13 protein-coding genes are annotated in these 14,940 nt (G+C 64.4%); 5 read left to right on the forward strand and 8 right to left on the reverse strand.

Going from position 1 to position 14,940, the window contains the following annotated elements; genetic code table 11:
* Positions 1–79 precede the first annotated feature (79 nt).
* Positions 80–1,348: a carbohydrate porin gene (locus tag LK03_RS08055; protein ID WP_038411833.1), complete on the forward strand. Its 1,269-nt coding sequence runs from the start codon at positions 80–82 to the stop codon at positions 1,346–1,348.
* A gap of 401 nt (positions 1,349–1,749) precedes the next feature.
* Here the strand turns inward: LK03_RS08055 and LK03_RS08060 are convergent, their stop codons facing one another.
* The 8 genes from LK03_RS08060 to exaC form a co-directional block, all read right to left on the reverse strand.
* Positions 1,750–2,466: a LexA family transcriptional regulator gene (locus tag LK03_RS08060; RefSeq protein WP_038411834.1), complete on the reverse strand. Its 717-nt coding sequence runs from the start codon at positions 2,464–2,466 to the stop codon at positions 1,750–1,752.
* 178 nt (positions 2,467–2,644) lie between these two features.
* A complete protein-coding gene (gene ppa, locus LK03_RS08065) occupies positions 2,645–3,172 on the reverse strand; it encodes an inorganic diphosphatase (protein ID WP_016497835.1) in 528 nt (175 codons plus the stop codon).
* A 93-nt stretch (positions 3,173–3,265) separates the two neighbouring features.
* Positions 3,266–4,081, reverse strand: coding sequence for a zinc-dependent peptidase (locus LK03_RS08070; RefSeq protein WP_038411835.1), 816 nt, complete (start codon positions 4,079–4,081; stop codon positions 3,266–3,268).
* Positions 4,082–4,090: 9 nt separating this feature from the next.
* The gene (locus tag LK03_RS08075; RefSeq protein WP_038411836.1) at positions 4,091–4,738 is read right to left on the reverse strand and encodes a DedA family protein; all 648 of its coding nucleotides are present in this window, start codon (positions 4,736–4,738) and stop codon (positions 4,091–4,093) included.
* Between the two features lie 256 nt (positions 4,739–4,994).
* On the reverse strand, positions 4,995–5,813 hold the full coding sequence (gene eutC, locus LK03_RS08080; RefSeq protein ID WP_038411837.1) for an ethanolamine ammonia-lyase subunit EutC: 819 nt from the start codon (positions 5,811–5,813) through the stop codon (positions 4,995–4,997).
* Between the two features lie 9 nt (positions 5,814–5,822).
* Positions 5,823–7,217 carry an ethanolamine ammonia-lyase subunit EutB gene (locus LK03_RS08085; RefSeq protein WP_038411838.1) on the reverse strand — a complete coding sequence of 465 codons (1,395 nt, stop codon included), beginning with the start codon at positions 7,215–7,217 and terminating at the stop codon, positions 5,823–5,825.
* A 49-nt stretch (positions 7,218–7,266) separates the two neighbouring features.
* Positions 7,267–8,715: an ethanolamine permease gene (gene eat / locus LK03_RS08090; protein ID WP_038411839.1), complete on the reverse strand. Its 1,449-nt coding sequence runs from the start codon at positions 8,713–8,715 to the stop codon at positions 7,267–7,269.
* 205 nt (positions 8,716–8,920) lie between these two features.
* The gene (gene exaC, locus LK03_RS08095; RefSeq protein WP_028695493.1) at positions 8,921–10,441 is read right to left on the reverse strand and encodes an acetaldehyde dehydrogenase ExaC; all 1,521 of its coding nucleotides are present in this window, start codon (positions 10,439–10,441) and stop codon (positions 8,921–8,923) included.
* Positions 10,442–10,708: 267 nt separating this feature from the next.
* Here exaC and LK03_RS08100 point away from each other — a divergent pair, with 267 nt between their 5' ends.
* The 4 genes from LK03_RS08100 to LK03_RS08115 all read left to right on the forward strand — a co-directional run bounded on the left by LK03_RS08100 (position 10,709) and on the right by LK03_RS08115 (position 14,927).
* Complete coding sequence (locus LK03_RS08100; protein WP_038411840.1) at positions 10,709–12,604, forward strand: sigma-54-dependent Fis family transcriptional regulator; 1,896 nt, start codon at positions 10,709–10,711, stop codon at positions 12,602–12,604.
* 66 nt (positions 12,605–12,670) lie between these two features.
* Complete coding sequence (mpl, locus tag LK03_RS08105; RefSeq protein WP_038411841.1) at positions 12,671–14,020, forward strand: UDP-N-acetylmuramate:L-alanyl-gamma-D-glutamyl-meso-diaminopimelate ligase; 1,350 nt, start codon at positions 12,671–12,673, stop codon at positions 14,018–14,020.
* Positions 14,017–14,646 (forward strand): flavin prenyltransferase UbiX, encoded by a 630-nt coding sequence (gene ubiX / locus LK03_RS08110; RefSeq protein ID WP_028695496.1) that lies wholly within the window; start codon positions 14,017–14,019, stop codon positions 14,644–14,646. Before mpl ends, ubiX begins: the two co-directional genes overlap by 4 nt.
* Positions 14,643–14,927, forward strand: a complete 285-nt coding sequence (locus LK03_RS08115) for a YceK/YidQ family lipoprotein (protein ID WP_038411842.1) — start codon at positions 14,643–14,645, stop codon at positions 14,925–14,927. Before ubiX ends, LK03_RS08115 begins: the two co-directional genes overlap by 4 nt.
* Positions 14,928–14,940: the final 13 nt, after the last annotated feature.

Genomic DNA, 14,940 nt, shown 5'->3' on the forward strand with positions numbered 1-14,940 from the left:
GTTTTCCTGCAAGCCCATTGGCTTGCAGGACTGTTCCAACGGCGAAACGACCTTTGAACACTGACAGACGCTCACCCTCATGCCACCCACTTCTCGCTCTCTTTTTCTGGCAGTCCTGACCCTGGCCAGCCGCCCCGCGCTGGCCGCCAGTGACGTATTTTCGCGTAGCACCATGACCGGCGACTGGGGCGGCCTGCGCCACCAGCTCGAGGACAACGGCATCAAGTTCACCGGCGACTACAGCGGCGAAACGGCCTATAACGCCCACGGTGGCCTGCACCGCTCGGCCCGTTATTCGCAGAACCTCAAGCTCGGCGCGCGGTTCGACCTGTCGAACATCTTTGCGCTGGACAACGGCGGCAATGTGCAACTGACCATCAACGACCGCCGCGGCAACAGCGCCTCCGAAGACCTCGTCGGCAACCGCCTGCCCATTCAGGAAAACTTCGGCGGCCTCTACACCCGCCTCACCGAACTGAGCTATGAGCGCACCCTGTTGACCCCGGCGCTCAATGTAAAGCTTGGCTACATGGCCATGGGCAACGACCTGGGCGGCCTGGATAGCGGCATCCTGTGCAACTTCATGAATGCCGGTTTCTGCGGCCACCCGCTGAATATGTCCGGCGGCAGCGGCTGGACCAACTACCCCAACGCACGCCTGGGCGTGCGCGTTAAATACGACCTGTCCTCCTCCTGGCAACTACGCGTGGCCGCGTTCAACGTCGATCCTGAAAGCAATGGCAACTCCAGTCGTGCGTGGCACCTCGGGCCCAAGTACACCACCGGTACCGTCGTACCGCTGGAGCTGGTGTACAAGGTTCAGGGCGAGCGGTCAGGGGAGTACAAGTTGGGCTATTACTACGACAGCTCGGACGTGAAGCGCATCGGTAGCGACAAGGACGTGTCCGGGCGTAGCGGCCACTACCTGTTGGCCGACCAGGCCGTGTGGAACGATGAGTCATCGCCGGGCCGCAGTCTGTACGTCTTCGGTCAATACTCGGCATCGAGCAAGGCCGCTTCGCCGTTCACCCAGTGGTATGGCGCGGGTGTGGTGCTGTACAAACCATTCCAGAGCCGCCCGCGCGATACCGTGGCCCTGGGCTATGGCCGTGCAGTCCCCAACCCGCGCAGCCGAGACATTCTCGAAGACGCGGCATTCGACAAGGGTGAGCGGTTCCCCGCTATCGACAATGCCGAGCGGTTGATCGAACTGAGCTACGGCTACCAGGTAACGCCATGGCTGAGCCTGCGCCCGGATGTGCAATACATCATCGAGCCAGGCGCGTTCTCCGGCAGGGATATCGCCAATGCCCTGGTGTTCGGATTGCAGATCAAATCAGTCCTCTGAGGGGGAGGTCTGTCGCGAAAATCGCTACAACGCCCTCCATGGCCTGGCGATGGAGATTGGAGGGCGGGCGAAACGCGACTGACCGCTTTACCTGTGAAAGTGCGATGGCTCGCACTCGAATACGCCAGCGTCTCCCGCCATCGTGCGAGTGCCGACAACGGTGTCGTCACCAGGTTTAAAAATCGCAGGCATTAAAAAGCCGGCTTGTGGCCGGCTTCTCGAGGGCGGTTTTGGCCCATTTTTGATGGGCCGCGACCGCCTTGAACGGTATGACCGCAAGGGCCATGGAAAGGATGGGCGAGCGGCGGTGTGCGCCACTGCCGGCCCCAGGCGCTGCGTCGTAGACGGGCTGGGGTGAACGTGGCGGCTAGGATACAAGCCTTGGGCGCGGTTGCCCAGCCTTAACTGCCTTCGCTGTGGCGGGGGTGTTGCGGGCGCAGGTGGGTGTACCAGAACACCCAGCCGAGGATGCGCAGGTCTTGCGCCTGGCGCTGGGAGGGGGAGTAGCGTTCGCTGGGGTGGTGCAGACGGTCGTGGCTGTGCAGGCTGAGCACGTCCTTGTGGCCCAGGCTCAGGCAGTGGATACGTAGTTGGTCGCCGTGCAGCAACGCATAGGTTTCGCCTTCCACCACCTGGGTACAGCTACGGTCGATGGCAAGGATGCTGTCGCGCGGAATCACCGGCGCCATGTTGTCTGCCGGCATCGCCAGGCACAACACGTCGCGGGGGAAGATGCCCAGCGCTTCCAGGGCCTGCTGCGGGACGCTTACTCGGCATTCCTCCACCACCATGAACTCGCCGTGCTGCCAGTGCTGCAGCGGGCATTGAACCTGTACGCCATTGCTGGTCAGCAGCAGCGACGCTGGTTGAGGCGGGGTCGGGGTGACGGGGCGGGGGCGCAGGATCGGATCAGGGTGCTTGGGCCCTTCGCCACTTTTCAGCCAGCGTCGGTGCACGCAGAACAGGTCGGCGATTTCTTCCAGGCGGGCGACGGGCACGCCGCGTTTGAACCAGTTGTTGATGTGCTGCGGCGAGACATCGCGCTGCGCGGCGAAGTCCGAGGGGGTCAGGTCGCACTCCTGCAGCAGTGCTTTCAAGCGATCGCCGGAATTATTCATGCAGCGCATTCTAGCGACGGGCGGGCGCGCGGCGTATCAACGGAACGTTGAACAGGCTGTGCGAAAAAGGCTGGGTCTGTCAGACCTTGGTGTAGGACGTTTCGGCGCACCTGATAAGCGGCCGCCATACGGCGGATACGAAAAACCCTGCCGAGGCAGGGTTTTTTAGGCAGTGCGATCAGCCTTTGTAGGCAGCGACCGACTTGGTGATCGCAGCGCGGGCAGCGTCAGCGCCGTCCCAGCCTTCGATCTTGACCCACTTGCCCTTCTCGAGATCTTTGTAGTTGGCAAAGAAGTGCTCGATCTGCTGGATCAGCAGGGCCGGCAGGTCGGTGTATTCCTTCACGTCGACATACAGCTGCGAGAGCTTGTCGTGGGGAACGGCGATGACCTTGGCGTCGCCGCCGCCGTCGTCGGTCATGTTCAGGATGCCGACCGGACGCGCGCGGATGACCGAGCCTGGCGCCACTGGGTACGGGGTCACGACCAGCACGTCGAGGGGATCACCGTCGTCGGCCAGGGTGTTGGGGATGAAGCCGTAGTTGGCCGGGTAGAACATCGGGGTGGCCATGAAACGGTCGACGAACAGGGTGTCGCTGTCCTTGTCGATCTCGTATTTGATCGGCGCGTGGTTGGCCGGGATTTCGATGGCGACGTAGATGTCGTTCGGCAGGTCTTTGCCCGCCGGAATCTTGCTGTAGCTCATTGGGCAGTGCCCCCGTGTTTGACCGAAAAAGTGGCGGCGATTATAGGCATATTCTGCCCAGCCATGCCACGCCCGCCCTGATGCGCTGCGGCCTCACGGCTGATCGTGCTGATACTCGGAATGCTCGGCTTGCAGCTGCTGAAGACGCGTCAGCGGGTTCTGCCGATAGAACAGCGCCAACTGCCGGTAGACCTCGGGGTACGCCTGCGCCAGCAGGTCGGGGGCACTGAAGAAATACTCGCTGGTCACGGCGAAGAATTCCGCGGGGTTTTCCGCAGCATAGGGGTCGATGGCGGTGTCGGCCTCGGGGTTGGCGTCGAGCTGACGGTTGAGGTCGTCATAGGCCTGCTGCATGGCCGCCGCCCAATCGCCGATGTGCATGTCGCTGTGCAGCGGCGGCAGGCCGTTGGCATCGCCATTGAGCATGTCGAGCTTGTGCGCCAGCTCATGGATGACCAGGTTGTAGGCCTCCCAGCCACCGCCGGCCAGCACCCCGGGCCAGGCCATGATCACCGGCCCCTGCTGCCAGGCTTCGCCGCTGTGCTCGCCATTCCACACATGTTCGACACCACTGCCATCGCGGTGTCGCTGCGGGCTCTGGAAGTCGTCGGGGTAAAGAATCAGCTCGTGAAAGCCCGGGTACCAGTCGTGCTCGCCCAAATGCAGCAGCGGCAACTGCGCTTGCACGGCGAGGAACAGCCGCTGTTCATCGTCCAGTTCGACGCCGGGCAGCAGAGTCAGGTGCTTGGCGTGCAGGAACAGCACGCTGGCTTCACGCAGCCAGCGGTCTTCCCTGGCCTCGATACCGTCGAGCATCGGCAGGCGCTGGCGCACCTGCTGCCACAGCGACTCGCTGATCGGGTAGCGGGCGAGGGTGCGCCGACGGCGCCAGGCGCTGAACGACCACATTGGGGTGAATCAGTGGGCCTTGGCGGCGCGGCCGAAGCGACCGCGCAGCAGGCCGAGGATCATCGGCACCAGCGACAGCAGGATGATCGCCACGACCATCAGCGACAGGTGCTGCTTGATGAACGGTACGTTGCCGAAGAAGTAACCCAAGGTCACCAGGCTGCCGACCCACAGCAATGAGCCTGCGACGCTGAAGCCAAGGAAGCGTGGGTAGTGCATGCGCGCGATGCCGGCCACGAATGGGGCGAAGGTACGCAGAATTGGCAGGAAGCGCGCCAGGGTCACGGTCTTGCCGCCGTGGCGGGCGTAGAAATCGTTGGTCTTCTGCAGGTAGTCGCGGCGGAAGATTTTCGACGTCGGGTTGCGGAACAGCCGTTCCCCAGCCGTTCGGCCGATGACGTAGTTGGTGCTGTCGCCCAGGATGGCTGCGATGATCAGCAGCCCGCCCAGCAGTACCGGGTCCATGCCACCACCAGCAGCCACCGCGCCGGCGATGAACAACAGCGAGTCACCCGGCAGGAACGGCATTACCACCAGCCCGGTTTCACAGAAGATCACCGCAAACAAGATGGCGTAGATCCAGGTGCCGTAGTTGGCCACCAGGACATCGAGGTAGTAGTCGAGATGCAGGATGAGGTCGAGCGGGTTGAATTCCATGTACAACACCTGTGTTCGGGTCCCGCAGCGACGGGCGAGCGATGATGGACTGCGCCATGGCACTGGGCGGGCCAGGGTGTGGGTAAAATTTCATACACGATAGTGCGGGCATTATACGGCTAACTTGAGAATGTGCCCGGGGAGTTTGTAGCGGGGGGTTACGAGTTTTGCAGGCTTCGCCGAGGTGATTCGTCGACCGCAAGCGTTCGGGCGAACGCTCCGGATCGACGAAAAGAGGATGGGTGCAGTGTTGCCGCTACTCCTCGCCCAAGAGGAAATTACCCACTTTCGCAGTGGAATCATCGCCGTCGATGCGTTGAATCTCCGCCTCATCCTTCAGCTTCACCCCCGACAGCTGCCGGCGGCAGGCCTCACGCATCAGGTACAGCAGCCGGTGCGCCGCCATGCCATAGCTCAGGCCTTCCAGGCGCACGTTGGAGATGCAGTTGCGCGCGGCATCATTGAGCCCGACCCGTGGCGCGTAGGTGAAGTACACCCCCAGGCTGTCAGGCGAGCTCAGGCCCGGACGTTCACCGATGAGCATCACCGTCATGCGTGCGCCCAGCAGCTCGCCGATCTCATCGGCCACGGCCACCCGCCCTTGCTCGACCAGCACCACCGGTGCACGGCTCCAGCCATCGGCCTGGGCCTGTTCGTCGAAGCGCTTGATCAACGCCAGGCTGTGCCGATGCACGGCCAGCGCCGACAGGCCGTCGGCGATGACGATGGCCAGGTCCACGCCGCCCGGGTTGGCGCTGGCGTGACTGCGCAAGTGTTCGGCCGACGCTTCAGCCAGGCGCCGGCCACGGTCGGGGCGTTGCAGGTATTCGTGACGGTCGCTGGCGGCACTGTGCAGCAACAGGCTGTCGTGCCCGGCGTCGCTCAGTTGCTGGCGCAGGCCGGCGTGGTCGAAGGGCAGGTGCACGGCATCGCGCGCCTGGGCGTGGGCGAACTGGAAATCGAGCTGCGCCTGGGTTGGCAGGCTGGTGCCGGTACGGCCCAGGGCGATGCGCGCCGGAGTCAGGGTGCGCAGGGCCAGCCAGGGGTTGTCGGCAGCGGGTGTCGAACGGTCCATGCTAACCTCTCAGGCCAGTTGGGCCAGCGCCTGGCGGAATGCCGGGGGCAGGTCATTGCTGAAATGCACCCGGCCATCGGCCTGGGTGAAGATGCCGGTGCGTGCCAGCCAGGCTTCGAACTCCGGCCCTGGCCGCAGACCAAGGGTCTGCCGCGCATACAGCGCGTCGTGGAACGAGGTGGTCTGGTAATTGAGCATGATGTCGTCGGAGCCAGGAATGCCCATGATGAAGTTGATGCCGGCCACGCCCAGCAGGGTGAGCAGGGTGTCCATGTCGTCCTGGTCGGCTTCGGCATGGTTGGTGTAGCAGATGTCACAGCCCATCGGCACGCCGAGCAGCTTGCCGCAGAAGTGATCTTCCAAACCGGCGCGGATGATCTGCTTGCCGTTGTACAGGTATTCCGGGCCGATGAAGCCGACCACGGTGTTGACCAGAAACGGCTTGAAGTGCCGCGCCACGGCGTAGGCGCGGGTCTCGCAGGTCTGCTGGTCGACGCCATGGTGGGCGTTGGCCGACAGCGCGCTGCCCTGGCCGGTCTCGAAGTACATGAGGTTCTGCCCCACCGTGCCGCGCTTGAGCGACAGCCCCGCCTCGTAACCCTCCTGCAGAACATTGAGGTTGACCCCGAAGCTGGCATTGGCCGCCTCGGTGCCGGCGATGGACTGGAACACCAGGTCCAGCGGTACGCCGCGGTTGATCGCTTCGATGGAGGTGGTGACGTGGGTTAGCACGCACGATTGGGTGGGGATTTCATAGCGCTGGATCACCGCGTCGAGCATTTCCAGCAAGGCGCAGATCGAGGCCGTGCTGTCGGTGGCCGGGTTGATGCCGATCATGGCATCGCCATTGCCGTACAGCAGGCCGTCGAGAATGCTCGCGGCGATACCGGCCGGCTCATCAGTGGGGTGGTTGGGTTGCAGCCGGGTCGATAGCCGCCCGCGCAAACCCATGGTGCCGCGGAACGCGGTGACTACGCGGATCTTCTGCGCCACCAGCACCAGGTCTTGCACGCGCATGATCTTCGACACCGCCGCAGCCATTTCCGGCGTCAGCCCAGGCGCCAGGGCGCGCAGGCTGTGTTCGTCGGCCGCTTCGCTGAGCAGCCAGTCGCGCAGCCCGCCAACGGTCAGGTGGCTGACCGCGGCGAAGGCTTCAGGGTCGTGGCTGTCGATGATCAGCCGGGTGACTTCGTCGTCTTCGTAGGGAATCAGTGCCTCGTCGAGAAACTGGCGCAAGGGAATGTCGGCCAGGGCCATTTGTGCCGCCACCCGCTCGGCATCGCTGCTGGCGGCAACGCCTGCGAGAAAGTCACCGGAACGGGCAGGGCTTGCCTTGGCCATGACTTCCCTGAGGCTGTCGAAGCGGTACAGCAGGTTGCCTGCCGTGTGTACGAAACGTGCCATACAAATTCTCCAGAGCGCCCCAGGCCTGGCCCGGGGCGCAGCGTGGCGATCAGTGCAAGGCCTCCTCGGCCTGTTGGATCGCGGCGAATTCTTCCTCCGGCGTACCGGCGACCAGATGGTGACGGCTATAGAAGGCGAAGTAGGCGATCAGCACGCCGTAGATCACCGCCGCGCCGATCACCACCCGTGGATCGACCAGGAACCCGGCGACCACCGCCACGCACGCCAGCACCAGGGCCAGGCCCGAGGTGAAGATGCCACCAGGGGTGCGATACGGGCGCTCCATTTTCGGCCGGCGGATACGCAGGGTGATGTGCGCAGCCATCATCAGTACGTAGGACAACGTCGCGCCGAAAACCGCCACCAGAATCAGCAGGTCGCCCTGGCCGGTCAGCGAGAGGGCGAAGCCGATCAGCCCGGGGATCACCAGGGCCAGTACCGGCGCCTTGCTTTTGTTGGTCTGTGACAGCTTGCGCGGCAGGTAGCCGGCGCGTGACAGGGCGAAAATCTGCCGCGAGTAGGCGTAGATGATCGAGAAGAAGCTGGCGATCAGCCCGGCCAGACCCACCAGGTTGACGAAGCTGCCCATCCAGGTCGAGCCGCCATAAGCCTTGGCCAGTGCCTCGACCAGCGGGTTGCCCGAGGCCTTGAGCGCTTCCGAACCGGCAGCGCCTGGGCCGATCACCAGAATCAGCAAGGCGAAGGTCAGCAGCACCAGCATGGCGCCGATCAGACCGCGCGGCAGGTCGCGCTTGGGGTTCTTGGTTTCCTCGGCAGCCAGGGGCACGCCTTCAACAGCGAGGAAGAACCAGATGGCATAAGGAATCGCTGCCCACACTCCGACATACCCGAAGGGCAGGAAACTGCTGGCGCCGGCGGCGTCGGTCTTGGCGATGTCGAACAGGTTGGCTGCATCAAAATGGGGCACCATGCTCACCAGGAACACCACCAGTGCAATGGCGGCGACCGCAGTGATGCCGAACATCAGCTTCAAGGCTTCACCCACGCCGAAAATGTGGATGCCGATGAAGATGATGTAGAAGGCCAGGTAGATCATCCACCCGCCGATGCCGAACAGCGATTGGCAATAGGCGCCGATGAACACGGCGATGGCCGCCGGGGCGATGGAGTATTCGATGAGAATCGCCGTGCCGGTGAGGAATCCGCCCCACGGCCCGAAGGCGCTGCGGGCAAAGCCGTAGCCACCGCCCGCGGTGGGGATCATCGACGACAGCTCGGCGAGCGAGAAGCACATGCACAGGTACATGGTCGCCATCAGCAGGGTGGCGAAGAACATACCGCCCCAGCCGCCCTGGGCCAGGCCGAAGTTCCAGCCGGCGTAGTCGCCGGAAATCACATAGGCCACGCCCAGGCCGACCAGCAATACCCAGCCGGCGGCGCCTTGTTTGAGCTGACGTTGTTGAAAGTAGTCCGAGCCGACTTTTTCGAAGTCGACCGACGAGGTGGTCGGCGCAGGGCCGGTGTGTTCGCTTGGCATGTATTCACCTGTTCTTTTTGTTGGCCGGATGAGCCCGGCCCCTGGTGATTTTTGTGTTGCAGGAAGCGCGCCAGAGCGGCGGTCTGGCGAGCGGCAAGCGGTGAGCTACAAGCGGCAAGAAAAGAGCGCACCTTACGCCGATCGCCCTTTCTTGCAGCTTGAAGCTCAAAGCTTGCAGCTGCCCCGCCGCCCCAGCGGCGGGGGCTTAGAAGAAGCCCAAAGGATTGATGTCGTAGCTGACCAGCAGGTTTTTCGTCTGCTGGTAGTGGTCGAGCATCATCTTGTGGGTTTCACGGCCGACGCCGGACTTCTTGTAGCCGCCGAATGCGGCATGGGCGGGGTAAAGGTGGTAGCAGTTGGTCCACACGCGGCCAGCCTTGATGCCACGGCCAACGCGGTAGGCGCGGTTGATGTCGCGGGTCCAGACCCCGGCGCCGAGGCCGAACTCGGTGTCGTTGGCAATCGCCAAGGCTTCGGCTTCGTCCTTGAAGGTGGTGACGCTGACTACCGGGCCGAAGATTTCTTCCTGGAACACGCGCATCTTGTTGTTGCCCTTGAGCAGCGTCGGTTGGATGTAGTAACCGGTGGCCAGCGAGCCTTCGAGCTTCTCGACGTTGCCGCCAGTGAGCAGCTCGGCGCCTTCCTCCTGGGCGATCTTCAGGTACGACTGGATCTTCTCGAACTGCTGCTCGGACGCCTGGGCGCCGACCATGGTGTCGGTGTCGAGCGGGTCGCCGCGCTTGATCTGCAGCACCTTCTTCATCACCACTTCCATGAACTGCGGGTAGATCGACTCCTGGACCAGCGCGCGGGACGGGCAGGTGCACACTTCGCCCTGGTTGAAGAACGCCAGCACCATGCCTTCGGCGGCCTTGTCGATGAAGGTCGGCTCAGCCTGCATGATGTCTTCGAAATAGACGTTGGGTGACTTGCCGCCCAGCTCTACGGTCGAGGGAATGATGTTCTCGGCGGCGCACTTCATGATGTGCGAGCCGACCGGGGTAGAGCCGGTGAAGGCGATCTTGGCGATGCGCTTGCTGGTGGCCAGGGCTTCGCCAGCTTCGCGGCCAAAGCCCTGGACGACGTTGAGCACACCCTTGGGCAGCAGGTCGCCGATCAGCTCCATCAGCACGGTGATGCCCAGCGGCGTCTGCTCGGCAGGCTTGAGCACCACGCAGTTGCCGGCGGCCAGGGCCGGGGCGAGTTTCCAGGCGGCCATCAGCAGCGGGAAGTTCCACGGGATGATCTGCCCGACCACGCCCAGTGGCTCGTGGATGTGATAAGCGACGGTGGTTTCGTTGATTTCGGCAGCGCCGCCTTCCTGGGCGCGGATGCAGCCGGCGAAGTAGCGGAAGTGGTCGACGGCCAGCGGAATGTCGGCGTTGAGGGTTTCGCGGATCGGCTTGCCGTTGTCCCAGGTTTCGGTGATGGCCAGCACTTCGAGGTTCTGCTCGATGCGGTCGGCGATGCGCAGCAAGACGTTGGAGCGATCCTGCACCGAGGTGCGGCCCCAGGCGTCGGCGGCAGCGTGGGCAGCGTCGAGGGCTTTGTCGACGTCTTCGGCAGTGGAACGGGGGAATTGGGCGATGGGCTGGCCATTCACAGGGGACGTGGTGGTGAAGTACTCACCTTTCACCGGAGGGACGAACTCACCGCCGATGTAGTTACCGTAGCGATCCTTGAACGAGACTTTGGCGCCGTCGGTACCGGGATGTGCGTAACGCATGGTGTGTCTCCTGGTTGATTTATGGTTGTTGAGGAGTGCAAAGCGTAGAGCAAAGCCTGGGCCAGCGTGGGCAGGGCCAATGAATTCAAGGGGTTGCCAGGCGCAGCGCGGATTTGCCCGGCCAGCCTGTACCGCGTGTGACACAGCCTGAGTGACACTTTGTGCCATCGGCGTGACGTTTGAGCACCGCAAAGCCCGTGCACCATTGCAAAGCACAATCGCCTGGAGGATGCTCAGGGAACTCTTTCTGCACAGAAGCCCGCGATCATGCAGAGCAGCCCGTTCAGCCGTCATGCCCAGCAAGTGTTCACGGTCGCCCGCAGCCAGCCTGGCGAGCCCGGCAGTGATTCATCGATTGCCCGTTCGTGGTTGCGCTGCCTGGAGGATTACCATCTCGATCCGGCTCTGGCGCAGGCACCGGCCGTGCTCGAGCAGGGCCACCTGCAGCAGACCCGCGAGCGCCTGGGGCGGGTGCTGGAGATTGCCGGCGGCGAGATGCACAGCCTGCACCAGCAACTCAGTGGCGCCGGCCATGCGGTGCTACTGACCGACGCCCAGGGAATCATCCTCAACTGCATCACCGCCCCGAGCGAACAGCGCGTGTTCGAGGGCGCGGGGCTGTGGCTGGGTGCCGACTGGAGCGAGGCTCGCGAAGGCACCAACGGCATCGGCACCTGCGTGGTCGAGCGTCAGGCACTGATCATTCATCGTGATGAACATTTTCGTGGCCGCCACACCGGGCTGACCTGCTCGGCCAGCCCGGTGTTCGATCCTTACGGCGAACTGCTGGCAGTGCTCGATGTGTCTTCTGCGCGGCGCGATGTGTCGCGGCAGAGCCAGTTCCACACCATGGCGCTGGTCAACCTGTCGGCCAAGCTGATCGAGAGCAGTTATTTCCTGCGCCAGTTCGAGCATCTGTGGCTGTTGCGCCTGCATGTGCAGGCCGAGTCGGTCGGACTGTTCAGCGAAGGGCTGCTGGCGCTGGATGGCGACGGGCGTATCTGCGCGCTCAATCAGAGCGCCATGAACTTGCTGGGTGGCACCCGCGCCGGGCTGCTCGGCCAGCCCGTGCAGCAGGTGTTCGCCTGCCACCCGGACGAGCTGTTCGCCCGCGCTACCGGTGACGGCGGCGCGGCCTGGCCGCTACGCACCCTGAGCGGTCGGCAGATGTTCGCCAGCCTGCGCGGGCAGCCGCGTAAGACACTGTTTGCCGTGCCCGCTGCGCCCGCGCCACAGCCTGTACAACCCCCACGCTGGTGCTTGCTCGACCCTGCCCTGAAAGAGGATCTGCGCCGCGCCGTGCGAGTCTTCGACCGGGATGTGCCCTTGCTGCTTCGCGGCGAAACCGGCTGTGGCAAAGAGGCCTTCGCCCAGGCCGTGCATCAGGCCAGCGATCGCCAGGGCAAGCCATTCGTGGCGATCAACTGCGCCTCGATTCCGGAAAACCTCATCGAAAGCGAGCTGTTCGGCTACCGCGGCGGAAGCTTCACCGGGGCACGCAAGGAGGGCATGCGCGGCAAGCTGTTGCAGGCCGACGGTGGCACCTTGATGCTCGATGAAATCGGCGACATGCCGCTGGCGTTGCAGACCCGCCTTTTACGGGTGCTGGAAGAGCGTCAGGTGGTGCCGATTGGCGGTGAGCCGCAGCAGGTCGATGTGCGTATCGTCAGCGCCACCCACCGCGACCTGCTCGAACGGGTCGAGCAGGGCAGTTTCCGCGAAGACCTCTATTACCGCCTCAACGGCCTGGAAGTGAACCTGCCGCCGGTGCGCGAGCGTAGCGACAAGGCGCAACTGCTCGAGCTGTTGTTGCAGCAAGAGGCAGGCGAGCAGGTGGTCGCTCTCGACCCAGCGGCACGCGCGGCGCTGCTGGCCTTCCCCTGGCCAGGCAACGTACGGCAGATGCGCACCGTGCTGCGCACGCTGCTTGCGCTTGCCGATGGCCCGAGCATCGGCCTGGCCGAGCTGCCGGCGCTGATCATGCGTAGTGCGGCGCCTGCCGCCAGCCCCGCCTGCGGCCTCGACGACGCCGAGCGCAGCGCACTGCTGGTAGCGCTCGAGCAGCATCGCTGGCACATGACCGAGGTCGCAGCGCAGCTGCAGATCAGCCGCAACACGCTGTACCGCAAGCTGCGCAAACACGGCATCGCCCGCCGTCACTGAGCGAATCAGCGGGTGCGCTTTACCTGGCGCTGGGCTACCCTGCCTCGACGTTTTGCGAGGTCGATCATGCACATTCATATTCTTGGTATTTGCGGCACTTTCATGGGCTCGCTGGCCGTGCTGGCCAAGGCGCTTGGCCACCATGTCACCGGCTCCGACGCCAATGTCTACCCGCCCATGAGCACCCAGCTCGAGGCTCAGGGCATCGAACTGACCCAGGGCTACGACCCTGCGCAGATGCAGCCGGCGCCTGATCTGGTGGTCATCGGCAACGCCATGTCGCGTGGCAACCCGGCCGTGGAGTACGTGCTCAACAAGGGCCTGCCTTACGTGTCGGGGCCGCAGTGGCTGGCCGATCACGTGCTGCAAGGCCGCTGGGTACTGGCCGTCGCCGGCACCCACGGCAAGACCACCACCAGCAGCATGCTGGCCTGGGTGCTGGAGCATGCCGGCATGAGCCCGGGCTTCCTCATCGGCGGTGTGCCGCAGAACTTCGCGGTGTCGGCGCGTCTGGGCGACACGCCGTTCTTCGTGGTCGAGGCCGACGAATACGACAGCGCGTTCTTCGACAAGCGCTCGAAGTTCGTTCACTACCACCCGCGCACGGCGATTCTCAACAACCTGGAATTCGACCACGCCGACATCTTCCCCGACCTGCCGGCCATCGAGCGGCAGTTCCACCACCTGGTGCGTACCATTCCCAGCGAAGGCCTGGTGATTCACCCCACCAGCGAACCTGCGCTGGCGCGGGTCATCGACATGGGCTGCTGGACCCCGGTGCAGACCACCGGCGACGGCGGACAATGGCAGGCGCGCCTGCTCAGCGCCGACGGCTCGCGCTTCGAGGTGTTGTTCGACGGCGAAGTGCAGGGCGTGGTGCAGTGGCCATTGACCGGCCAGCACAACGTCGCCAACGCCTTGGCCACCCTGGCCGCGGCGCGCCATGTCGGCGTGGTGCCAGCCATGGGTATCGAGGGCCTGAGTGCCTTCAAGAGCGTCAAGCGGCGTATGGAAACCGTCGCCGAGGTACACGGTGTGACCATCTACGACGACTTCGCCCACCATCCCACCGCCATTGCCACCACCCTCGACGGCCTGCGCAAGCGCGTCGGTGAAGCGTCGGTGATCGCCATCATCGAACCGCGTTCCAACTCGATGAAGCTCGGCGCCCACCGCGATGGCTTGCCGGAAAGCGTCAACGACGCCGATCAGGTGATCTGGTACGCCCCGGCCAACCTCGGCTGGGACCTGGCCGCCACCGCCGAACAGTGCAGCGTGCCGTCGGTGGTGGCCGACAGCCTCGAAGCGATCATCGAGCGGGTCAAGGGCCAGGCGCGGCCCGGCACCCACGTGGTGATCATGAGCAACGGCGGCTTCGGCGGCCTGCATGGCAAGCTGGCCGAGGCGCTGCAGTGAGCGGCCCTGAGCGCATCACCCTGGCGATGACCGGGGCCTCCGGCGCGCAATACGGCCTGCGTTTGCTCGACTGCCTGGTGCGCGAAGAGCGCGAGGTGCACTTTCTGATTTCCAAGGCCGCGCAGTTGGTCATGGCCACGGAAACCGATGTGCAGTTGCCGGCCAAACCGCAGGCTGCGCAGATGTTTCTCACCGAATACACCGGCGCGGCGGCCGGGCAGATTCGTGTGTATGGCAAGGAAGACTGGATGTCGCCGGTGGCCTCCGGCTCCGGTGCGCCGGCGGCGATGGTCGTGGTGCCGTGTTCGACCGGCACCCTTTCGGCCATCGCCACCGGCGCCTGCAACAACCTGATCGAGCGCGCCGCCGATGTGACCTTGAAGGAGCGTCGGCAGCTGATCCTGGTGCCGCGCGAGGCGCCGTTCTCGACCATCCACCTGGAGAACATGCTCAAGCTGTCGCAGATGGGCGCGGTTATTCTGCCGGCGGCGCCGGGCTTCTATCACCAGCCGCAGACCATCGACGACCTGGTCGATTTCGTCGTGGCGCGGATTCTCAATCTGCTGGATATCCCCCAGGACATGCTGCCGCGCTGGGGCGAGCATCACATCGGCGGGGAAGAGTGAAAGCCGCTCTGGTGATCGGCGGGCTGGCGTTGCTGGGCGGTTGCGCCACGGTCAGCACCCTGGACGCCAACAAGCCCGGCGCGCCGGTGGTGTACGCCGGCACCCGCTTGAATCTCTATACGCTGCAAGGCGGTTGCTGCGCGCAAGAGCGCTTCGGCACCGCCGGCCCTCGCTGGCCGGCGCTCGACCTGCCCGGCAGCGCGCTGCTCGACACCCTGCTGCTGCCGTTGTCGTTGCCGATGGCGGCAGGTGCGTATAGTCAGGTGAGCGGAGGGTTGTAGGAGCGGACCGTCC

The organism is Pseudomonas cremoricolorata, assembly GCF_000759535.1.
Taxonomy (GTDB): Bacteria; Pseudomonadota; Gammaproteobacteria; order Pseudomonadales; family Pseudomonadaceae; genus Aquipseudomonas; species Aquipseudomonas cremoricolorata_A.